This is a genomic window from Streptomyces sp. SP17BM10 (assembly GCF_036322405.1).
Classification (GTDB): Bacteria; Actinomycetota; Actinomycetes; order Streptomycetales; family Streptomycetaceae; genus Kitasatospora.
In genome coordinates, this window is record NZ_JAQYXB010000684.1 from 107,884 (window position 1) to 127,759 (window position 19,876).

Genomic DNA, 19,876 nt, shown 5'->3' on the forward strand with positions numbered 1-19,876 from the left:
TGGCCCCTCAGGGCGATGACGCGCGCGCGGCGCGGGCCTCTAATGGAAGGGCAAGGCAATCGGGCGGGTTCGCAGAGGAGTTGATGACGCCATGACGAATGAGACGGCGGCGGGGGAGAACGTGGACGGCGGCGCGCCGTACCGCTCACGGCGGCGCACCCTGATGCGCGCGGGCGTTCCGGTGGCGGTGGCCGCGGCGATCGCCACGGGCATCGGGCTGGTGCCCGCGCTGGCCGCCGACTCCCCGCCGGACCTCCCCTCGCTGACGGCGGAGCAGGTGGTCGCCAAGGCGCTCGCCTCGGACGCCCAGGCCCTCTCCGGGACGGTCTCGCTCTCGACCGACCTCGGGGTGCCGAGCCAGCTGCTCGGCGCGGCGGCCGGCGGCCTCGGCGCCGCGGCCGGGCGCGGTGGCGGGCAGGGCGGCTCGTCCGCCGATCCGCAGGCCAAGCTGCTCGGCCTGCTGGGCGGCGACCAGACCCTGCGGGTCGCGGTGGACGGGCCGGACCGCCAGCGGATCGACCTGCTGGAGAACATGGCGGGTTACACCCTGGTCCACAACGGCGACCAGGCCTGGGCGTGGGACAGCTCGTCCAACCAGGCCGTGCACATGTCCGGTCAGGTCGCCGAGCACCGGGGCGCCGAGCACCCGAAGGCCCCGCTGTCGGGCGTGCCGACGACGCCGCAGGAGGCCGCCAAGCAGTTCCTGACAAAGAGCGCGAGCACCACCTCCGTCACGGTGGCCGGCACCGCCAAGGTGGCCGGGCAGAACGCCTACCAGCTGAGCGTCAAGCCGAAGCAGTCCGGCTCGACGATCTCCGAGGTCCGCATCGCGGTGGCCGCCGACAACGGCGTGCCGCTCGCGGTCAAGGTGCTGGGCACCGGCGGCGGCACCGTGCTGGACGTGCACTTCACGGACGTCTCCTTCGCCGAGCCGGCCGCCAAGACCTTCGACTTCACCGTGCCCAAGGGCGCCAAGGTGACGGAGCACACGGCGGACGGGAAGCAGGCACGCGGCGAGGCGGAGGCCAAGCGCGGCACCGACGGCACGGAGGAGTCCGGCGAGCGGGCCGGGACGAACGTGATCGGCGAGGGCTGGACCTCGGTCATCGCCGCGCACCTGCCGAGCGCCCCGGCGGGCGCGCCGGACAGCGGTGCCAAGGACGGCAAGCGCGGCGGCCACGGTTCGTTCCAGAACCCGGCGGCGCTCGCCAAGTCGCTCGGCAAGCCGGTCGCCGGCGGCACGCTGATCAGCACCAAGGTGCTCAACGTCCTGATCACCGACGACGGCCGGGTGTTCGCCGGCGCCGTCACGGAGTCCGTCCTGCAGAACGCGGCCGGGGTGAAGTAGGGGTGACGAAGACTCCCGTAACGGGGGACGTTACGGAGTCGGCCGGGGGCCGGGGCGCCGAGGCGCGTCCGGTCCCCGTTCCCGCTGCCGCCCCCTCACGTTCCGATGACGTGATCCGCACCCGCGGCCTCACCAAGCGCTTCCGCGGCGGCCAGCTCGCCGTCGACGGCCTGGACCTGGCCGTCCCGCGCGGCTCGGTCTTCGGTTTCCTCGGCCCGAACGGCTCCGGCAAGACCACCACCATCCGCATGCTGATGGGCCTGATCTCGCCCACCTCCGGCGTGGCGACCGTGCTCGGCGAGCCGATGCCGCAGTCCGTCGCGACCGTGCTGCCCCGGGTGGGCGCGCTGATCGAGGGCCCCGCGCTGTACGGCTTCCTGTCCGGCCGCGACAACCTCGCCCGCTTCGACGCCGCCGACCCGACGGCCGATCCGCGCACCCGCACCCGCCGCGTCGACGAGGCGCTGGACCGGGTCGGGCTCACCGCGGCGGCGGGCAAGAAGGCCCGCGCGTACTCGCTCGGCATGAAGCAGCGGCTCGGCCTGGCCTCGGCGCTGTTGCAGCCGCGCGAACTGCTGGTGCTGGACGAGCCGACCAACGGCCTGGACCCGCAGGGCATGCGGGAGATCCGGACGCTGGTGCGGGAGGTCGCGGCGGAGGGCACCACGGTGTTCCTCTCCTCGCACCTGCTCGACGAGATCGAGCAGGTCTGCACGCACGCCGCCGTGATGTCCCGCGGCCGGCTGGTGGTGCAGGGCACCGTCGCCGAGCTGGCCGCCCGGGCCCAGGGCCGGCTGGTGGTCCGCACGCCGGACGCCGACCGGGCCGCCGAGGTGCTCGCGGCCCACCAGGTCGCCGACGTCGTGCGCGGCGAGGACCGGGTGGACGGCGAGCTCGCGGCCGTCGACGACGCGGCGCTGCCGAAGCTGTGCGCGGCGCTGGTCGAGGCCGGCGTGCGGGTGCACGGTTTCGGCCTGGAGCGGGGCACGTTGGAGGACGCCTTCGTGGCGCTGACCGGGGAGGGCTTCGATGTCGCGGGCTGAGGCGGTGGCGCTCGCGCCCGGAGCCGGGGCGGGGGCCGCCGGGCGGCGGCCGCAGACGGCGTCCGGGTTCCTGGCGCTGTTCCGCAACGAGCTGCACCTGACCTTCCGCCGGATGCGGACCCTGGTGCTGCTGGCGATCCTGGCGGCGCTGCCGGTCCTGATCGGCGTGGTCATCAAGGTCAACACGGACAGCCCGCACGGCGACGGCGGCGGTCCGAGCTTCATCGCGCAGACCACCCAGAACGGCCTGTTCCTGGTGTTCACCGCGCTCGCCGTGGCGCTGCCGGTCTTCCTGCCGATGACGGTCGGCGTCGTCGCCGGGGACTCGGTGGCCGGCGAGGCCGCCACCGGGACGCTGCGCTACCTGCTGGTCGCCCCGGCCGGGCGGACGCGGCTGCTGGCCGCCAAGTTCACCGCCGGGCTCGCCTTCTGCCTGGCGGCCACCGCGGCCGTCGCGCTGACGGCCCTGGCCACCGGCGCCGCGCTGTTCCCGCTCGGAAAGGTGACGCTGCTGTCCGGCGACACCATCGGCCTCGGCGACGCGCTGCCGCGCGCGCTGCTGGTCGCCGCGGTGGTGGCGCTCTCGCTGGCCGGGCTGGTGGCGATCGGGCTGTTCGTCTCGACGCTCACCGGCAGCGGCATCGCGGCGATGGCCGCCACGGTGGTGCTGGTGATCACCGTCCAGATCCTGGACAGCTTCCCGCAGCTGGACGCGGTCCGGCCGTTCCTGTTCACCCACTACTGGCTGAGCTTCGCGGACCTGCTGCGCCAGCCGATGTACTGGGACGGGGTGCTGAAGAACCTCGCCCTGCAGGCCGGTTACGTCGCCGTGTTCGGCTCGGCGGCCTGGGCGCGGTTCTCCAGCCGGGACATCAGCGCCTGAGCGGCCCTTCCCGCAGGTGTCTCAGCGGGTGGCCGCCGGGGCGGGGGCCGGTCGCGGCGTCCGCGCCGCGGCCGCCCGCTCCGCGCGGTCGGCCCGCACCCGACGCAGAGCGTCCCAGGTCAGGATGGCGAGCGCCGCCCAGACCAGGCCGAAGCCGGCCCAGCGCGCGGGCGGCATCGACTCGTGGAACACCGCGACGCCGATGAGGAACTGGAACACCGGCGCCAGGTACTGCAGCAGCCCGAGCACCGTCAGCGGCACCCGCACGGCCGCCGCGCCGAAGCACAGCAGCGGGATCGCGGTGATGAGGCCGCTGAGCGCCAGCAGCCCGGAGTGGCCCCACCCGTACGAGTCGGCCACCGTGTGGCCGAAGGTGCCGTGCCCGCTGACCTGCAGGTAGACCAGGTAGGCCAGGGCGAACGGGAACATGAAGGCGCTCTCCGCCGCCAGGCTCTCCACACCGCTCAGCCCGACCGTCTTCTTCAGCAGGCCGTAGGTGGCGAAGGACAGCGCGAGGGTGAGGGCGATCCACGGCAGCCGCCCGTACGCGACGGTGAGCACCGCGACCGCCGCCGCGCCGACGCCGACCGCCGTCCACTGGGCGGCGCGCAGCCGCTCCTTGAGGACGAGGACGCCGAAGCCGATCGTCACGAGCGGGTTGATGAAGTAGCCGAGGCTGGTCTCGACGACGTGGCCGCTGTTGACCGCCCAGATGTAGACGCCCCAGTTGACGGAGATCACGGTGGCCGCGGCGGCCAGCATCGCGACCCGGCGGGGCTGGCGCAGCAGCGGGCGCATCCAGCCCCAGTGCCGCTGGAAGGCCAGCAGGAGCACCACCGCGACGAGCGACCAGACCATGCGGTTGGCGAGGATCTCGTCGGCGGCGGCGGGCTCCAGCAGCGGCCAGTACAGCGGGAAGAGCCCCCACATGCCGTAGGCGGCGGCGCCGTACCAGATGCCGTTGCCGCTCTCCTGCTTCGTTGTGTCCGGCATCTGCCGCCTGCCCTCCGCGCGCGTATGTCGAGGCGACGGTAGCGGGCGGGAGGGCAGGCTGTCATCTCCGTTTCCGGATTTTGGTCATGACATTGCCCAAGGGGCGAGAACGCCGAGCTCAGGGCGGGTGCGCGTCACACCGCGAGGGCCGCGCGGACGGACTCGGCGAGCGGGACGGTCGGACGGCCGATCAGGCGGGCGAGGTCGCCCGGGGTGCCGGCCAGCTCGCCGCGCGCGATGCCCGCGTCGACGTCCACCAGGACCTCGGCGAAGCCCTCCGGCAGTCCCGCGCCGACCAGCACCTCGCGGTGCTCGGCCGGGGTCACGTCGCGGTGCACGACCGGTGCGCCCGAGGCCGCGGCCAGCTCGGCGGCCAGCTCCGGCAGGCTCCACGCGCTGTCGCCGCTCAGCTCGTACACCCGGCCCTCGTGGCCCTCGCCGAGCAGGACCGCGACCGCCGCGTCCGCGTAGTCCTTGCGCGGGGCGGTGGCCGCCCGGCCCTCGCCCGCGCTGCCGAGCACCACGCCGCGGGCCACCGTGCCGGCCGCGTCGCCGAGGTAGTTCTCGGTGTACCAGCCGTTGCGCAGCAGGACGGACGGCAGCCCGGACTCCGCGATCAGCTCCTCCGTGGCCCGGTGCTCGTCGGCCAGCCGGAACGTGGCCGCGCCCGGCGCGCTCGTGTAGGCGAACAGCGCGACCCCGGCCGCCTTCGCGGCGTCGATCACGGCGCGGTGCTGCGGGACGCGGCGGCCGACCTCGCTGCCCGAGATCAGCAGCACCCGGTCGCCGGCCGCGAACGCGCCGGCCAGCGTCTCGGGCTCGTCGTAGTCGACCACGCGGACCGCCACGCCGCGGGCGGCCAGGTCGGCCGCCTTCCCGGCGGAGCGGACGGCGACCGCGACCTCACCCGCGGGGACGGCGGCCAGCAGGCCCTCGACGACGAGGCGGCCGAGCTGGCCGGTGGCACCGGTGACGACGTACATGGGCGTGCTCCTCGGATTCGTGGTGTTGACCTCGGAACTCACCCTAGGGATGGCACTAACCTTTCGAAAGTACGCACTTCAAAGTAGGGTACTGACGTGAAGGTAATCGAGAAGCTCCCCGCGGCCGACGTCTTCGACCGCATGTGCCCGTCCCGGGGCGTGCTCGAGCACGTCACCAGCCGCTGGGGCGTGCTCGTCCTGTGGGCGCTGCGCGAGCGCGGCTACCGCTTCAGCGAGCTGCGCCGCCGGGTCGTCGGGGTCAGCGAGAAGATGCTCGCCCAGACCCTCCAAACGCTGGAGCGCGACGGCTTCGTGCTCCGCGAGGCCCACCCGGTGATCCCGCCCCGGGTCGACTACAGCCTCACGCCGCTCGGGCACGAGGCCGCCGAGCTGGTCGCGGCGCTCGCGCTGTGGTCGCAGCGGCGGGTGCCCGACGTGCTGGCCGCCCGCGAGGAGTACGACGGGCGGCCTACCGCTCCGTGATCAGGGCCGCCAGGCCGTCCAGCACGCGTGCGAGGCCGAACGCGTAGGCGTGGTCCGGGTCGTAGGCACCGCCGTGCGCCGCGCCCGCCGCGGCTCCGACGCGGGCCGCCACCGGGTAGCGCTCGGCGTCGAACACCCGGGCCAGCAGGCCCGCGTTGGCGGCCCACCACTGCTCGTCCGTCATCGCGCTGTCCTGCTGCGCGGCCCGCTCGTCGGAGGCCATCCGGGCGCAGGTCTGGACGAAGCCCAGCACGTGGGTGAGCGCCGCGTCCAGGTCGACGTCCGGCAGGCCGGTGCCCTCGAAGGCGCGCAGCTCGTACTCGTACTTGGCCATCAGGCCCGGACCGAGCGGCGGCCGGCTGGTGGACACGGCCGCGATCCACGGGTGGGCCCGGTACAGGGCCCGGTTGTCGTCGGCGACGGCCGTCACGCGGGCGCGCCAGCCGTCGTCGGCGGGGGCGGTGCGGGGCATGGTCGCGTAGACGGTGTCGAGCATCAGGTCGAGCAGTTCGGCCTTGCCGGGCACGTACGTGTAGAGCGCCATCGGGGACAGGCCGAGCTCCTGCGCCATGCGCCGCATGGTGACCGCGTCGACGCCCTCGGCATCGGCGAGCGCGATGGCCGCCGCCGCGATCTCGCCGGTCGAGCGGGCCTGCCGGGGGCCGCGGCGGCCCGGCTTCTCCTCGGCGGTCAGGCCCCAGAGGATGGCGAGGGTGCGCGCCGGGTCTCCTGCGCTGGTGCGGTCGGTGGCCATGGGGGGATCCTTTCACGGCGCCCGCTTCGTTACGGTCTCACCATGACCAGCTCCCCTGACCCGCTGCCCGGGACGGACACCCCGGAGGCCGTCCGCCACCGCGTCACCTGCCGCCGCTGCCACCGGCCGCTGCACGACCCCGAGTCGCGCATCCTGCGGCTCGGCCCGGAGTGCCGCGACCCCGCCGAGCGCGTCCCGCGGCACGACGTCGACCAGGATCCGCTGCCGGGGGTCTAGTTCACGTGCGGGTTCACCCGGGGGTCGCCGGGGGTCTAAGGTCGTCGGCCGTGCCTGAACTCTCGTCACATCACCGCTCCACGGCCGACGCCTACGACGCCGTCGCCGTCCGCTACGCCGACCTCGTCCGCGACGGGCTCTCGCCCCTCCCGCTGGACCGCTCGTTCGTCACCGCCTTCGCGGACGTCGTGCGGTCCAGCGGCGTGCCGGGCCCGGTCGCGGACCTCGGTTGCGGGCCGGGGTACGTGTCCGCGTTCCTGCGCGGGCTCGGCGTGGACGCCTTCGGCGTCGACCTGTCGCCCGCGCTCGTCGGGATCGCCCGCCAGACGTACCCGGGCGTCCGGTTCGACGTCGGGTCGATGGACGCGCTGGACGCGGCGGACGGGTCGCTGGCCGGAGCCGTCTCCTGGTACTCGCTGATCCACACGCCGCCGGCGGACGTCCCCTCGTACCTGGGCGAGTTCCGGCGGGTGGTCGCCGTCGGCGGACACCTCCTGATCGGCTTCTTCGAGGCCGAGGGCGGGCCGGTCGCGCCGTTCGACCACAAGGTGACGACGGCCTACCGGTGGCCGGTCGACGAGCTCGCGCGCCTCGCCGGCGGGGCGGGGTTCGCGGAGGTCGGCCGGATGCTGCGGCAGCCCGGCGAGAACGAGCGCTTCCGGCGCGGCCACCTGCTGCTGCGCGCCCGGTAACGGACCGGTCCGACACGGGAGTCGGAGGTTTGGCGAGCGCCCCCGCCGGTGGTCCCCGACGTCTTCGGCCCGGACATCGTCCGGGCGCCTCCCCGACGGGTCATCACCTGGAACCTGGGAGGCGCGGGACACGACGGCCCGCGACGTGCGGGGCCAGGGGCAAACCGGTCGCGCGGCCGGTGCGTCACTTCGTAGGATCGCGGACAGCGGGACCGCGCAATCCCGCAGGATGCGGCCCGTGGCAGAGCGGCCCATTGCAATCGACGCACCGGAGGACCCCCGTGCGTCGATCGGCGGAGGAGGAGCGGCCCTGCTCGGCTCCCGCCCGTGGGTTCGAATCCCACCGGCTCCCGCATCCGCCCAGCTCCCGGCCCACCGCCGGGGAGTATCGTCCGATCATGAACAGAGTCCGAGCCACCAGGCTCATCGGGTCGAGCTTCGGGCTCGTCTTCGTCGAGGCCAACACCACCGCCCTCCCCGACGCCGTCGCCGTCCCTCTCCGAGTGCTCGCGGTCGCGGCCTTCCTCTACCTCGGCGTCTTCAACCGCCGCCCCGCCCCCGAGGCCTCCTCCCCCGCCGCCCCCCGCTTCGGTGGGCGTTACTGGCTCGTCGTCGTCGCCGAAGTCGTCGGCATAGCCGCCGGACTCGTGGTCATCAACAAGGCCCTCCACACCCCCGCCGCCACCGTCGGCTGGATCGCCTTCGTCGTCGGCGTGCACTTCTTCGGCCTCGCGACCGCCTGGCAGCGCCCCCAACTCCGCGTCCTCGGCGCTTCGATGGCGGCCTGCGGTGCCCTCGGTACGGCCCTCGCCTTCCTCGGTGCCCCCGCAGCCGCCGTCTCCACCGTCGCCGGCATCCTTCCCGGCCTGTGCCTGTTCGGCTCGGTCTGGTGGTCGGGCCGCACCACCGCCTAGCGCAGGGCGCCTGTCAGCGCAGGAGGTTCAGGGCCGTCTCCAGCGCGTCCTCGGCCGGGACCTCCACCTCGGGCACGACGCCCACGCCCTCCCAGTTCGTGCCGGTCACCGGGTTGATCGAGCGGGCGGTCGGCACCGTCACCATCACGTGGGGGGCCACCGGGACGCGGGCCGTGGGGTGGGCGCCTCCCCTGGTCGTCTCGCCCACCAGGGTGGCGCGCTTCAACGCCTTGAGGTTGTAGGCCAGTTCCTCGCCGCCCGAGAACGTGAAGCCGCTGGTCAGCACCACCACCCGACGGTCCAGGTAGCGCGGTGCGGCGAGGTGGCCCAGCGTCCAGTACTGGCGGGTGACGCCCGTCTTCCGCTCGTAGATGTCGTTGAGGTGCACCTCGTCGCCCGCGAAGAAGTAGCTGCACCACAGCTGCACGCCCTCCGGCGCACCGCCCGAGCACTGGCGCAGGTCGACGATCAACGCGTCGGTGGGCGCCAGCAGTTGCATGGCCGCCGCGAACGCCGGGCCGCCCGGCTCGGCGGGGGCGATCATCCGCAGGTCGAGGTAGCCGATGTTGCCGTCCAGCTGCTCGACGCGCCGCACGCCGTAGTTGTTCTCCCGCGCGTAGCGCTCGAAGCGCTCCCGGGCGACCTCCTCCGGCTCCTCGTCCATCGGCTGCGGCTCCTCGCTCCACAGCAGCCGCAGGTGCTTGTCCGGACAGGCCGACTGCAGGTCCGCCGTGACGCGCTCGCACAGCTCCCGCTCTTCCAGGCCCTCGTACGCGCCTTCGGCCTGTCGGCCGCGGATCGTCGCCTCGATCGCGGCCGTCCGGTCCGGGAACACGTAGCCGGCGGTGATCCGGTCGAGGGCGGCGTCGAGTATCGCTTCATGAGTGGTCATTCGCGCGATGCTAGGGCGGTACCGAACGTCTGCCCAGCGGTTTTCCTCTAGGTCAGTGGACGCACCGTCAGGATCTGCTGCGCGGTGCCGACCGGGCCGTCGACGTCGTGCAGGACGGTGCTGGTGAGGCCCTGGCCGGTCGGGCCGAACGTCACCGTCGTGTCCATCCCCGTCCACGGGCCCTCGGGCCGGCGGTGCAGGTGGATGGTGAGGTCGACGTTCGGATACATCCACTCCGTGGGCGGCTTGCGCACCGCGACGCCGTTGGCCGTGTCGACCAGCGCCACGAAGGAGGCCAGCGGGCTGATCTCCTCGCCCGCCACCAGCCCCACGTCGCTGTGGATCCATGCGGCCGCCCGGCCCGCCGGGGCCGACTTCCGCCGCCGGACGTCGATCGAGGCGATGTAGCCACCGCCCCACAGCTCGCTCATCGGCCACGGCTCGAACTCCTCGGGCCCGGCCATGGTTTCCAGCGGGCTCCCGGCCACGGCCGACGTGTCGAGCGTCGCCAGGTACCAGGCGCGGGCTCGGATCACCGCCCGGCCCCCTATGACCAGGACCGCCTCCACCAGTTCGACCGTCCGGCCTGGGCGGACGGTCTCGACGGTGATCTCGCACTCGTCGACCGGGATCCGGCCCAGGATGTCGAAGCCGATGCGGGACAGCGCCAGTCCGCCCGCCGCGCCGGTCTCCGCGCGGTGGCGTTCGATCGCGTGGACCACGAGGCCGCCCACCGGGCTGAAGTGCAGTTCGTCGGCGTTCCAGGCGCCGCCCGCGTGGACGGTGGGCTTGAAGCGACGCTCACCGGTGCGCTGGAAGTAGCTGTCGTTCACGCCCGCGATCGTAGGCGCCCGAACGTCCCGGTCGGAACGGTGACGATGCCCACACCCCCGTCTCCCGCACCCCCGCCTCACCGCCCCGCGATCACCAGTTCCTCGAACGTGGCGACCGACGTGAATCCCAGCCGCTCGTAGAGGTGGATCGCCGGGGCGTTGTCCGTCCGCACGTTCAGGCCGATGTGGGCGGTCGTCTCCGCGAGCCGGTGGCACAGCGCGGTGACGCAGGCGCGGGCCAGGCCCCGCCCCCGGGCGTCCGGGCGGGTGGTCACGTTGCCGAGGACGGCGACGCCGTACGCGGCGGAGCGGACGTGCACGCCGGCGGTGGCCAGCAGCCGGCCGTCCGCGCCGCGGAGGCCGACGTAGCCACCGGGGACGAGCCGCTCGTCGAACCACGACCCGGGGTAGGCCTCGGCCAGGAGCGCGCGGAGATCCGGGACGTCTTCGCCGGTCAACGGCACCGGCTCGCCGGTGACTTCGGGCAGCACGGGCTCGGCCGGGAGCATCATGCGCAGCAGCGTCGAACGGTGCTCGACACCGTAGTCCGGCTCCAGGGCACGGTGGGTCCCCACCGGCAGCATCGCCGTGAAGCGGCGCGGGAGGAACGGGCGCAGCTCGGCCAGGAGCGCTTCGAGCGCGGGGACGCCGGCCGGCCGGGCGAAGGCGAGGAGCACCGGGACGTCCCCGCCCGTGTAGAGCAGGGCCACCGGGCCGCCGGTCGTGTACCAGGTGGTGTTGGGCCACAACGTGTCGTCGAGGTCGCCGAGTTCGAAGAGGTGGAGCGCCGGGTCGGCCAGGAAGCGGGCGGCGAGCGCGGACCGGTCGTGCAGGCTGATGAGGGGCACTCGGCGAGGATACGGACCGGCGGGTACGAACGGGGTCGACCGCCTCGCGCCGGGAGGAAGCGCGCGCCCGGCTCCCGAGGCCCGGTGGACCTCGCCGGACGGCAGGTGGGTGTGGCCGGCGGCGCATTCGGACACCCGGCAGAGCGGCTCGTCGCACGGCTCCTCGTCGTCCGCGGCAGGTCACCGGCGCTGCCAGCCGGGCGCGGGACCTGTTTCGACTGTTCCCGCACCGGCCCGCCGCCGTCCACGTCGGCGGGCGGGCGGCCGACCCGCCGCGCTGCCGCGGCGATCCGACAGGGCGGCCGGGGTCGGGTGTTCAGCGCACCGCTCCGGACGCCGGCCTGGGTACCGGACTGGTCGCCAGGCTGTCACGGTGCGGTCAAAAGGCCGTCAAAGCCGGTGTGCCGGTGTGCCGGTGTGCGCTATCAACGTTCACCGAGAGGACCGCCGTCCGGCGGTCCACGAGCACGGGGGAACGACACGTGAACAGCTCCGCCTCCAGAACGAGCATGCGCGCGCTCGCCGGCCTCGCCGTCGTGGGTGCGCTGACGCTCACCGCGTGCAACGACAACGCGTCGTCCGACGCCACGAAGAGCGCCGCGCCGACGGCCGCCGCACCGGCCCCGACCAGCGCCGCCCCGACCACCCCGGCCGCCGCCCCGACCACCGCCGCGCCCAGCACCCCGGCCGCCGCACCCACCGCCTCCGCCCCGGCGGCGGGCGGCGCGCCCGGCACGGACGCCGCGGCCGGGACCGCCGCCAAGATCGGCGACACCCTCCAGGTGCCGTTCAGCTCCGGCAGCACCAAGGGCACCATCACCCTGACCGTCACCTCGATCGAGGCGGGCACCCAGGCCGACCTCGACTCGCTCAAGCTCGGGGACAAGGCCAAGGGCCTGATGCCGTACTACATCCACTACAAGTTCACCAACGTCGGCGCCACCGACCTGTCCTACTCCAGCCTCACCAAGATCCGCGGGCTCCTGCCGGACGGCTCCGGGGCGCAGGACGTGGCGCTCTTCGGGTCGTTCCCGAAGTGCTCGGGCAAGTCGCTGCCGGCCGGCTTCACCAACGGCCAGTCCGCCGAGGGCTGCACCGTGTCGCTCGCCCCGGCGGCGTCCAAGGTCGCGGGCGCCGAGTACTGGTCCGAGCCGTACACCCTCGGCAAGGGCGTCGTCTGGAAGTGACGGGCGCCGACGGGGTGTCCTGAGTGCTCAGGACACCCCGTACACCTTCAGGAACGCGTCGACGCCGACGGCGGCGATCCGTTCGACCTCCTGATCCGGCACCGGCAGCGCGCCCCAGAAGGAGCGGTCGGCCACGCCGTGGAAGGTCAGCAGCGTGAACTGCTCGGCGGCCAGGGCCGGATCGTCCACCGCCAGCAGGCCACGGCCGGCCAGGGCCGCGAACTTCTCGGCGATGTCGCGCAGCGAGGCGATCGGGCCCGCCTCCAGCCAGGCCTCCAGGACGTCCGCCGGGATGTTGGCCACCTCGGCGCGGATGGCCCGGCCGAGCGCGCCGTGGTCACCCGCGGACAGGACGGCGTGCGCGCGGTCGACGGCGAAGTCGGTGAGGTCCTGGCGCAGGTCGACGATCTTGCCGAGGTGGCGGTCGACCAGCTCGCGGATGGTGGCGGTCAGTTCGGCCGAGCTCGCCAGCGCGACCGACAGGAAGAGCGTCTCCTTGTCGGCGAAGTGGTTGTACACCGTGCGCTTCGAGACGCCGGCCTCCGCCGCGATCGCGTCCATGCTCGCCCGGACGTACCCCTCGCGCCCGAACACGGCCGTCGCGGCCCGCGTGATGGCCACGCGCTTCTCCGGGCGCCCCGCGCCGCTCGTCACCGTCACGGCGACTCCTGTCCTGAGTGGGAAACTAGCCGGTGCAGTGTATAGCAGTCGACGGGGGCACGGGCCCACGCGGCAGGCGCGCACGCGGCGGCGGGCCCGGGCGGCTCCTCCTGGGTCATCCGAGCGCCCTCGCCGCGTCCGTGCGGGCCGGGAAGCCCGGGGTCCAGCGGGTGGCACCGGTCGGCAGGACGGCGAGCGCCTCTATCCCCGGCTGCGCGGCCGCCCAGGCGAGGCCACGGTCGGGGCCCATCGCGAAGGCCGCCGTCGTCCACGCGTCCACGCGGGCCAGCCGTTCCCCGACCAGGGTCAGCGAGGCGAGCCCCTCGGCCGGCCGCCCCCGGTACGGGTCGACGATGTGGGCGCCGCGCTCGGCGGTGCCCGAGGTCGCCACCGCGAGGTCGTTCCCGGTGACCACGGCGACCACCTCGCCCGGCCGCAGCGGGTCCGCGATGCCGACCCGCCAGGGCCCGCCCGCCGTCTGGACGTCGCCGCCGCCGCTCACGCAGTGCCGCCCGTAGCCGGCCTCGCGCAGCTCCCGCGAGGCCTCCTCGACCGCCCAGCCCTTGACCCAGCCGCTCGGGTCGAGCACCCCGCCGGGCCGCATGGTGAAGAAGCCGTCCGTCTGCGCCGCCACCTCGCGGCAGCGCGCCAGCACCTGCGCGACCTCGGGGTCGCACGCGCCGAGGTCGATCTCCCCGCGCGCGAACCGGTTGATGTCGCTGTCCTCCCGGTAGGGGGAGAAGACCTCGTCGATCCGGTGCAGCCGCACGACGATCCGGGCGAGCAGGTCCTCCAGGTCCCGGCCGCCGCCGTGGACGGCGAAGGAGAAGACCGTCCCCATCACGTGCTCGGCGTGCCTGCGCACCCCGGTCGTCACGAACCCGCCTTGTCGAGGGCGCTCTGGAGCGAACGGGTGTAGCCGTCGCTGGTGTAGGTGGCGCCGGAGACGACGTCGATCGCGGCGCTCTGGGCCGAGATGGCCTCCCGGTTGAGCACCGGCAGGGCGTAGCTGTTGATGGACCTGTCCCGCCCGCTCCCGGTCGGGTACTCGACCACGTCGATCCTGGTGATCTTCTTGCCCGCGAGGGTCACCTTCACCTGGACGGGCCCGTACCGGGTGTCGACGGAGTCCCCGGTGATCGCGCGGGTGCCCGAGGTGTCCGAGGCTTGTGCGGGCGGCGCAGAGGAGGGGCCGGGCGTGCCGCCGGAGCCCCCCGAGCCGCCGGAGCTGATCGGGGCGGCGGCGCTCTGGGCGCCCTGATGCGGCTTGAGCGACAGCAGCAGGATCACGCCCGCGGCGGTGGCGCTGCCGACGACGACGGCTCTGCGCACGGTGGGTACTCCCTGGCTCGTCGGGAACGGTCGGTGGACGGGGGCCGGCTCAGAAGCCGAAGGCCTCGTGGTGGATCCGGCGCACGCCGGCCGCGTGCAGGGCCCGGACGGCGTCCGCGGAGAACTCCTCCGGGCCGCAGAGGAACACCTCATGCCGGGCGAGGTCCGGGACGAGTCGGCGCAGCACGGCCCCGAGGTCGCCGACCTCGGCACGGGTGCCGACGACCGGGTGGACGGCGGCGCCGCGGCGGGCGGCGATCGCGGCGAGCTCGTCCTGGAACAGCAAGTCCTCGGGGCGGCGGGCGCGTTGGATCAGGGTCAGCTCGCCGGGCAGCGTCTCGAACAGCGCTCGCAGCGGTGTGATGCCGACGCCGGCCGCCAGCAGCAGCACCTTGCGCCGCCGCTGCCGCCGCCCGGTGAACGCCCCGTACGGTCCCTCGGCCCGCACCGGGGTACCGGGCCGCAGCTTCGCGACGGCGGCGCTGTGCTCGCCGAGGTCCTTGACGGTGAAGCGCAGGAACGGCGGGCGCACCGGCGCGGAAAGCGAGTACGGGTTGGCGGCCCAGCGCAGGCCGGGCGCCTTGAACTCCAGGCGGAAGAACTGCCCGGGTTCGGCCCGCAGCCGCTCCACCTGCTCGCCGACCAGGAACACCGACACGACGCCGGGGCCCTCCGGCCGCACTTCGGCCACCCTCAGCCGGTGCCGCCGGTCGCGCAGGTAGGGCAGGGCCAGCCGGTACCAGCCGAGCACAGCGAGGGTGCCCAGGTAGAGGGCGTACCAGGCGGGGCGGGCGGGGCCGTCGCCGAGGTCGGCGCCGGTGCTGAGCTGGTGGCCGAAGGCGAGCGCGACGGCGAGGTAGGTGGCCAGGTGCAGGTAGTACCAGGCGTCGTAGCCGAGGCGGCGGCGGGCGATCCGGGCGCAGAGCGTGCCGGTGGCGAACAGCAGCAGCGTCCCGGCGGTGGCCTTGAGCATGTCGGGGTAGTGGAGGACGATGTCCACGCCCTCCCCCACCACCCCGCGCCCGTCGGTCAGCGCGTAGCCCCACACGATCGTGAGGACGTGCAGGGTGACCAGGCCGACGAGGTACCGGCCGCCGAAGGCGTGCCAGCGGGCGAGCCGGTCGGCGCCCACCTCCCGCTCCAGCAGCGGGATCCGGGCCATGAGCAGCAGCAGGACGGGAGCGGCGTACCCGGCGAGCAGGCCGGAGATCCGGCCGGCCCCGCTCAGCCAGCCCGCGGCGCCGGACACGAACGCCGTGTCGCGCCACCACAGGGCGAGCACGCCGAGCGCGCCGAGGGCGACGGCGGCGAGCACCGCTCCGGGCACGAGCCCCTCCGGAGCCTGGTGCCGGACCGCCGCGGGCGGCGGCTGTGTGACGCTGGCGGCCATTGCGCGCCCCTCCTCTCGCCTCTGCTGCCATCGGGAGCGCCATTGTGCTGTCCGGAATTCAACGAGGCCTGAGCCCGTGGTCCGCCGGATCCGCGAACGCCCCCGAACGACCCGGAAAGTCCGGCATATCCGCAGGTCAGGGTGCTCTTTCGGGAAGCGCCTTTCTCACCGCCTTCTCATCCGCGACAATCGGCGGCACGTCCGGCGGGCCCGGGGGAGCAAGTCGCCGGGACAGCGCGGGGCGCCTCCGGGCCGAAACCCGCGCCGAACTGGGGTGCTATATGCTGCGCTCGATCTCTACAGCTGTGTAGAGGGAACCTGTACGCGAGCCTGCCCCCGACCGACAGCGGGAACCGGCCGGCCGAACGCCGACGTCCAGTCATCGACAGCGACCACGACCCCGTCCCGCCGAGGGACCGGGTGAGGCCGCCGCCGTGGCGCACGGGCGCGGCAGACACCGGGGGGTGAGTGCGTGGCCGGAAGACGAGGACGGACGTCCTCCACCCGGGAACCGGAACGGCGGTCGAGCGGGTCCGAGACCCCCGGGCCGGCCGAAGCCCCCGGGCGGAGCACGGCCCCCGGGCCGTCCGCCGCGGCGGGACGGAGCGCCGCACCCGCGCGGCGCGGCCCCGCCCGCACCCTGCTGACCGTGGCGCCGGCCCTCCTCCTGCCCGCGCTCGGCGCGGCCTTCGACGAGCTCTCCGGCCCCGGCATGGGCTTCGCGTTCGCGGCCGGCGCCGTCCTCGGGACGGCCCTCGCGGCGGCGCTGAGCACCCGCAACGGCTGGTGGTGGGTGCTGTGCGCCTCGCCGCCGGTCGTCCTCGGCGTCACGGCCGCCGCCGAACTGGCGGCCAACGGCGACGCGTACCGGGGCAAGGCGCTGGCGACCGGCTCCGCGAAGTGGGTCGTCCACGGCTTTCCCGTGATGGCCGCGGCCGCTGGGGCCGCCGCGCTGGTGATCGTGGTCCGGGTGATCCTGGACGGGAGGAAGCACCGTGGCTGAGAACCCCGCCGGCGGCGAGGACCGCACCTCCGCGCGCCGCACCGCGCAGATCCCTCGGAGCCAGCAGGCCCCGGCAGCGCGCCGCTCGCCGCTGCTCGTCGCCGGCCGCACCGCGGCCGTGTCGACGGCGCTCGCGGTGTTCGTGTCCAGCGGGGTGGTCTGGTACGAGTACACGTCCCTCACCGACGGCATGACGACGTCCAACGCCATCGCCGAGACGAAGAAGGACGCTCCCAAGCACCTGGACAACTCGGTCAACCTGCTGCTGATCGGCCTCGACAGCCGCAAGAACATGGACGGCACCGACCTGCCCCCGGAGTTCGTCCAGGACGAGCTGCACGCCGGCCACAGCTCCGACATCGGCGGCTACAACACCAACTCCCTGATCCTGCTGCACATACCCGCGGGCGGCGGCAAGGTGCAGGCCGTCTCCATCCCGCGTGACGACTACGTCATGACGTTCAAGGGCGACGGCACCCAGATGGGCATGGCCAAGATCAAGGAGGCCTACGGCAACGCCAAGGACAAGGCCACGCCCGCCCTCCAGGCCAAGGGCCTCAAGGGCGCGGACCTGGAGAAGGCCGGCCGCGACGCCGGGCGCGCGGCGACCATCCGCACCGTCCAGACCTTCCTGGACCAGCCGATCGACCACGTGGCCGAGGTCAACCTGATGGGCTTCTACGACATCGCCAAGGCGGTGCAGCCGATCGACGTGTGCCTCACCCACGACACCAAGGACCCGGCGATCGAGGGCCAGGGCTCCGGCGCCGACTTCCACAAGGGCATCAACCACCTCAACGCCTCGCAGGCGCTGTCCTTCGTCCGCCAGCGCCACAACCTGGACGGCCCGGACGGAAACTCCGGCGACTTCGCCCGCACCCACCGCCAGCAGGCCTTCATCTCCTCCGTCACCCACAAGCTCAAGCAGGACGGGATCATCAGCGACCTGGCCAAGCTCAAGGACCTCTTCGGCGTCGTGCAGAAGGACCTGGTCATCGACAACCAGTGGAACGTCCTCGATTTCGCCCAGCAGGCGCCGGCCCTGACCGGCGGCAACGTCGAGTTCAACACCCTCACCTTCGACGGCTTCGGCCGCAGGAACGGCGAGGACGTCAACCTCGTCACCCCGTCCAAGATCCAGAAGGTGGTCAAGCAGGTGTTCGGTTACGCCGACGCCTCCGCGCCCGCCGCGGGCGACGCGGCCACCGACACCGCCGCCCCGAGCCGGCCGGCGTCCGCCCCGGAGCCGACGACGGCCGCCGCCAAGGCGGCCTCACCCGTCACCGTGGACGTCTACAACGCCTCCAAGGTCGACAGCGCCGCCGCCACGGAGTCCAAGGCGCTCACCGCGATGGGCTTCAAGGAGGGCAAGTCCGGCGCGGCGGCCTCGAAGCCGAAGGCCACCGCGGTGACCTACGGCAAGGGCGCCAAGGACGCGGGCGAGCAGATCGCCGCCCGCTACGGCGTGACCGCCACCGAGTCGAGCGCCACCGGCGCCGACCGCGTGGCCGTCGTCCTCGGCACCTCGTTCACCGGCGTGGCCGGCGACAAGCCCGCCGCCCCGGCCGCCGGCGCCCCGCAGGCCCCGGCCGACCCGCCGGCCAACCTGCCGATGCAGGGCCCGGGCGTCGACGCCCAGTCCGACGGCGGTATCCCCTGCGTCTACTGACGCACCCCCACCCACCGCGCCGAAGGCGGGGCCCCACCCGGGAGCCCCGCCTTCGGGCGTTTGCGGCCGACCTCTCGACCTTTTCTCCGTACTATGTATAGTGTACTGCGTACGGGATATCGTGCGCCCCGTTCCCGCACCCCGTTCCGAGGAGAGGTCCACCGCCGTGCAGATCACCGACTCCGTCGTCTCCCTGACCGTCCCGGACGTGTCCGCGTCCGCCGCCTTCCTCCAGCAGCACTTCGCCTACACCGAGCTGATGTCCGCGGACGGATTCGTCTCGCTCGGCCATCCCGGCGGCGGCGTCAACGTGGTCTACCTCCGGCGCGGCATCGAGGTCCTGCCGGAGAGCTACCGCGACGACACCGCGGCCGGCGTGATCCTCGCCTTCACCGTCGCCGACGCCACCGCCGAACAGGAGCGTCTCCGCGGCGAGGGCGTGGAGATCACCATGGAACTGCGCCAGGAGCCGTGGGGCGAGAAGCTGTTCCAGGTCGCCGACCCGAACGGGGTCGTGATCGAGGTAGTGGAGTGGGCCCGGCAGTAGCGGGCGGCGGGCACACCCGACGACGGCGCCCCCTCGACCGGCCTGGCCGAGGGGGCGCCGTCGTCCGTGCGGGAGCGTCAGTCGACCGTCCACGTGTCGTTGCCCGCCAGCAGCGTCGCCAGGTCACCCGGGCCCCGGTGCGCCACCGCCGTCGCCAGCTGGTTCGCCATCAGCTCGTCGTACACCGGGCGCCGCACGTCCCGCAGCACCCCGATCGGGGTGTGGTGCAGGGTGTCCGCGTCAGCGATGCGCGACAGCGCGAACGCCGCCGTCGGGCTCTGCGCGTGCGCGTCGTGCACCACCAGCGCGGCCTCGTTCTCCGGCGTCACCGCCGCCGTGAACAGCTCGCCGTCCGGCCCGCGGAACACGCCCTGGCCGCCGTCCGCACCGAAGCGCACCGGCGCGCCGTGCTCCAGCCGGATCAGCGCCTCGTCCCGGGTGCCCGGCTCCTTGAGCACCTCGAACGCGCCGTCGTTGAAGATGTTGCAGTTCTGGTAGATCTCCACCAGCGCCGTGCCCTCGTGCAGCGCCGCCGCCCGCAGCACCGACTGCAGGTGCTGGCGGTCGGAGTCGATCGTCCGCGCGACGAACGAGGCCTCCGCGCCGATCGCCAGCGACAGCGGGTTGAACGGGGCGTCCAGCGAACCCATCGGCGTCGACTTGGTGATCTTTCCGAGCTCGCTGGTCGGCGAGTACTGGCCCTTGGTCAGGCCGTAGATCCGGTTGTTGAACAGCAGGATCTTCAGATTGACGTTCCGGCGCAGCGCGTGGATCAGGTGGTTGCCGCCGATCGACAGCGCGTCGCCGTCACCCGTCACCACCCACACGCTCAAGTCCCGCCGCGACGACGCCAGCCCCGTCGCGATCGCCGGCGCCCGCCCGTGGATCGAGTGCACGCCGTAGGTGTTCATGTAGTACGGGAAGCGCGACGAACAGCCGATGCCGGAGACGAAGACGGTGTTCTCCCGTCTGATCCCCAGCTCCGGCATGAACGACTGCACCGCCGCCAGGATCGCGTAGTCCCCGCAGCCCGGGCACCAGCGCACCTCCTGGTCCGTCTTGAAGTCCTTGGCGCTCTGCCGCTCCTCGCTCTTCGGCACCAGCCGCAACGAGGGGAACTCCTTCTGGCTCATGCGCCCACCTCGCTGCGCTCGGCGGTCGCTTCGCGGAACACGCACCTCTTGA

Annotated in this window: 22 protein-coding genes; 11 read left to right on the forward strand and 11 right to left on the reverse strand. The window is 73.7% G+C overall.

Annotated elements, in window-relative coordinates; all coding sequences use genetic code 11:
• The first annotated feature begins 91 nt into the window (after positions 1–91).
• The 3 genes from PUR71_RS39610 to PUR71_RS39620 all read left to right on the forward strand — a co-directional run bounded on the left by PUR71_RS39610 (position 92) and on the right by PUR71_RS39620 (position 3,274).
• Positions 92–1,348: a LolA family protein gene (locus PUR71_RS39610; RefSeq protein ID WP_329932148.1), complete on the forward strand. Its 1,257-nt coding sequence runs from the start codon at positions 92–94 to the stop codon at positions 1,346–1,348.
• Between the two features lie 110 nt (positions 1,349–1,458).
• Entirely contained in the window at positions 1,459–2,391 is a 933-nt protein-coding gene (locus PUR71_RS39615; protein WP_329932149.1) for an ABC transporter ATP-binding protein, read from the forward strand.
• Entirely contained in the window at positions 2,378–3,274 is an 897-nt protein-coding gene (locus PUR71_RS39620) for an ABC transporter permease (protein ID WP_329932150.1), read from the forward strand. Before PUR71_RS39615 ends, PUR71_RS39620 begins: the two co-directional genes overlap by 14 nt.
• A gap of 21 nt (positions 3,275–3,295) precedes the next feature.
• Here PUR71_RS39620 and rarD read toward each other — a convergent pair whose 3' ends face one another.
• A complete protein-coding gene (rarD, locus tag PUR71_RS39625) occupies positions 3,296–4,267 on the reverse strand; it encodes an EamA family transporter RarD (RefSeq protein WP_329932151.1) in 972 nt (323 codons plus the stop codon).
• A gap of 134 nt (positions 4,268–4,401) precedes the next feature.
• Positions 4,402–5,250, reverse strand: a complete 849-nt coding sequence (locus PUR71_RS39630; protein WP_329932152.1) for an SDR family oxidoreductase — start codon at positions 5,248–5,250, stop codon at positions 4,402–4,404.
• Between the two features lie 141 nt (positions 5,251–5,391).
• Between PUR71_RS39630 and PUR71_RS39635 the strand changes: the two genes are divergently transcribed.
• Positions 5,392–5,733, forward strand: coding sequence for a winged helix-turn-helix transcriptional regulator (locus PUR71_RS39635; protein ID WP_329932358.1), 342 nt, complete (start codon positions 5,392–5,394; stop codon positions 5,731–5,733).
• On the opposite strand, the gene PUR71_RS39640 is transcribed toward PUR71_RS39635, so the two are convergent.
• Positions 5,720–6,487, reverse strand: coding sequence for a TetR/AcrR family transcriptional regulator C-terminal domain-containing protein (locus PUR71_RS39640; protein WP_329932153.1), 768 nt, complete (start codon positions 6,485–6,487; stop codon positions 5,720–5,722). The genes PUR71_RS39635 and PUR71_RS39640 overlap by 14 nt on opposite strands.
• Before the next feature lie 42 nt (positions 6,488–6,529).
• On the opposite strand from PUR71_RS39640, the gene PUR71_RS39645 reads away from it, so the two are divergent.
• The 3 genes from PUR71_RS39645 to PUR71_RS39655 all read left to right on the forward strand — a co-directional run bounded on the left by PUR71_RS39645 (position 6,530) and on the right by PUR71_RS39655 (position 8,330).
• Positions 6,530–6,724 (forward strand): DUF6011 domain-containing protein, encoded by a 195-nt coding sequence (locus PUR71_RS39645; RefSeq protein ID WP_329932154.1) that lies wholly within the window; start codon positions 6,530–6,532, stop codon positions 6,722–6,724.
• Positions 6,725–6,774: 50 nt separating this feature from the next.
• A complete protein-coding gene (locus PUR71_RS39650) occupies positions 6,775–7,416 on the forward strand; it encodes a class I SAM-dependent methyltransferase (protein ID WP_329932155.1) in 642 nt (213 codons plus the stop codon).
• 398 nt (positions 7,417–7,814) lie between these two features.
• On the forward strand, positions 7,815–8,330 hold the full coding sequence (locus PUR71_RS39655) for a hypothetical protein (RefSeq protein ID WP_329932156.1): 516 nt from the start codon (positions 7,815–7,817) through the stop codon (positions 8,328–8,330).
• A 13-nt stretch (positions 8,331–8,343) separates the two neighbouring features.
• On the opposite strand, the gene PUR71_RS39660 is transcribed toward PUR71_RS39655, so the two are convergent.
• The 3 genes from PUR71_RS39660 to PUR71_RS39670 all read right to left on the reverse strand — a co-directional run bounded on the left by PUR71_RS39660 (position 8,344) and on the right by PUR71_RS39670 (position 10,903).
• The gene (locus tag PUR71_RS39660) at positions 8,344–9,222 is read right to left on the reverse strand and encodes a S41 family peptidase (RefSeq protein WP_329932157.1); all 879 of its coding nucleotides are present in this window, start codon (positions 9,220–9,222) and stop codon (positions 8,344–8,346) included.
• A 47-nt stretch (positions 9,223–9,269) separates the two neighbouring features.
• A complete protein-coding gene (locus PUR71_RS39665; RefSeq protein WP_329932158.1) occupies positions 9,270–10,055 on the reverse strand; it encodes a thioesterase family protein in 786 nt (261 codons plus the stop codon).
• 77 nt (positions 10,056–10,132) lie between these two features.
• Positions 10,133–10,903: a GNAT family N-acetyltransferase gene (locus PUR71_RS39670; RefSeq protein WP_329932159.1), complete on the reverse strand. Its 771-nt coding sequence runs from the start codon at positions 10,901–10,903 to the stop codon at positions 10,133–10,135.
• 482 nt (positions 10,904–11,385) lie between these two features.
• Between PUR71_RS39670 and PUR71_RS39675 the strand changes: the two genes are divergently transcribed.
• A complete protein-coding gene (locus PUR71_RS39675) occupies positions 11,386–12,090 on the forward strand; it encodes a hypothetical protein (protein WP_329932160.1) in 705 nt (234 codons plus the stop codon).
• A gap of 27 nt (positions 12,091–12,117) precedes the next feature.
• On the opposite strand, the gene PUR71_RS39680 is transcribed toward PUR71_RS39675, so the two are convergent.
• The 4 genes from PUR71_RS39680 to PUR71_RS39695 all read right to left on the reverse strand — a co-directional run bounded on the left by PUR71_RS39680 (position 12,118) and on the right by PUR71_RS39695 (position 15,472).
• Complete coding sequence (locus PUR71_RS39680) at positions 12,118–12,750, reverse strand: TetR/AcrR family transcriptional regulator (protein ID WP_329932161.1); 633 nt, start codon at positions 12,748–12,750, stop codon at positions 12,118–12,120.
• A 115-nt stretch (positions 12,751–12,865) separates the two neighbouring features.
• On the reverse strand, positions 12,866–13,627 hold the full coding sequence (locus PUR71_RS39685; RefSeq protein ID WP_329932162.1) for an FAD:protein FMN transferase: 762 nt from the start codon (positions 13,625–13,627) through the stop codon (positions 12,866–12,868).
• On the reverse strand, positions 13,624–14,082 hold the full coding sequence (locus PUR71_RS39690) for an FMN-binding protein (protein WP_329932163.1): 459 nt from the start codon (positions 14,080–14,082) through the stop codon (positions 13,624–13,626). Before PUR71_RS39690 ends, PUR71_RS39685 begins: the two co-directional genes overlap by 4 nt.
• A 49-nt stretch (positions 14,083–14,131) precedes the next feature.
• A complete protein-coding gene (locus PUR71_RS39695) occupies positions 14,132–15,472 on the reverse strand; it encodes a ferredoxin reductase family protein (RefSeq protein ID WP_329932164.1) in 1,341 nt (446 codons plus the stop codon).
• A 649-nt stretch (positions 15,473–16,121) separates the two neighbouring features.
• On the opposite strand from PUR71_RS39695, the gene PUR71_RS39700 reads away from it, so the two are divergent.
• The 3 genes from PUR71_RS39700 to PUR71_RS39710 all read left to right on the forward strand — a co-directional run bounded on the left by PUR71_RS39700 (position 16,122) and on the right by PUR71_RS39710 (position 18,691).
• Positions 16,122–16,475 carry a DUF6542 domain-containing protein gene (locus PUR71_RS39700; RefSeq protein WP_329932165.1) on the forward strand — a complete coding sequence of 118 codons (354 nt, stop codon included), beginning with the start codon at positions 16,122–16,124 and terminating at the stop codon, positions 16,473–16,475.
• Positions 16,468–18,144, forward strand: coding sequence for an LCP family protein (locus PUR71_RS39705; protein ID WP_329932166.1), 1,677 nt, complete (start codon positions 16,468–16,470; stop codon positions 18,142–18,144). The genes PUR71_RS39700 and PUR71_RS39705 overlap by 8 nt, the downstream gene beginning before the upstream one ends.
• Positions 18,145–18,310: 166 nt before the next feature.
• Positions 18,311–18,691, forward strand: coding sequence for a VOC family protein (locus tag PUR71_RS39710; protein WP_329932167.1), 381 nt, complete (start codon positions 18,311–18,313; stop codon positions 18,689–18,691).
• 77 nt (positions 18,692–18,768) lie between these two features.
• Here the strand turns inward: PUR71_RS39710 and PUR71_RS39715 are convergent, their stop codons facing one another.
• Positions 18,769–19,824 carry a 2-oxoacid:ferredoxin oxidoreductase subunit beta gene (locus tag PUR71_RS39715; RefSeq protein WP_329932168.1) on the reverse strand — a complete coding sequence of 352 codons (1,056 nt, stop codon included), beginning with the start codon at positions 19,822–19,824 and terminating at the stop codon, positions 18,769–18,771.
• Positions 19,825–19,876 lie beyond the last annotated feature (52 nt).

What these genes read in the sequence shown, in the direction of transcription:
- PUR71_RS39610 (WP_329932148.1), top strand. Translation starts at nt 92, where the DNA reads ATGACGAATGAGACGGCGGCGGGGGAGAACGTGGACGGCGGCGCGCCG.
- PUR71_RS39620 (WP_329932150.1), top strand. Translation starts at nt 2,378, where the DNA reads ATGTCGCGGGCTGAGGCGGTGGCGCTCGCGCCCGGAGCCGGGGCGGGG.
- rarD (WP_329932151.1), bottom strand. Translation starts at nt 4,267, where the DNA reads ATGCCGGACACAACGAAGCAGGAGAGCGGCAACGGCATCTGGTACGGC.
- PUR71_RS39630 (WP_329932152.1), bottom strand. Translation starts at nt 5,250, where the DNA reads ATGTACGTCGTCACCGGTGCCACCGGCCAGCTCGGCCGCCTCGTCGTC.
- PUR71_RS39635 (WP_329932358.1), top strand. Translation starts at nt 5,392, where the DNA reads ATGTGCCCGTCCCGGGGCGTGCTCGAGCACGTCACCAGCCGCTGGGGC.
- PUR71_RS39640 (WP_329932153.1), bottom strand. Translation starts at nt 6,487, where the DNA reads ATGGCCACCGACCGCACCAGCGCAGGAGACCCGGCGCGCACCCTCGCC.
- PUR71_RS39645 (WP_329932154.1), top strand. Translation starts at nt 6,530, where the DNA reads ATGACCAGCTCCCCTGACCCGCTGCCCGGGACGGACACCCCGGAGGCC.
- PUR71_RS39655 (WP_329932156.1), top strand. Translation starts at nt 7,815, where the DNA reads ATGAACAGAGTCCGAGCCACCAGGCTCATCGGGTCGAGCTTCGGGCTC.
- PUR71_RS39660 (WP_329932157.1), bottom strand. Translation starts at nt 9,222, where the DNA reads ATGACCACTCATGAAGCGATACTCGACGCCGCCCTCGACCGGATCACC.
- PUR71_RS39695 (WP_329932164.1), bottom strand. Translation starts at nt 15,472, where the DNA reads ATGGCCGCCAGCGTCACACAGCCGCCGCCCGCGGCGGTCCGGCACCAG.
- PUR71_RS39715 (WP_329932168.1), bottom strand. Translation starts at nt 19,824, where the DNA reads ATGAGCCAGAAGGAGTTCCCCTCGTTGCGGCTGGTGCCGAAGAGCGAG.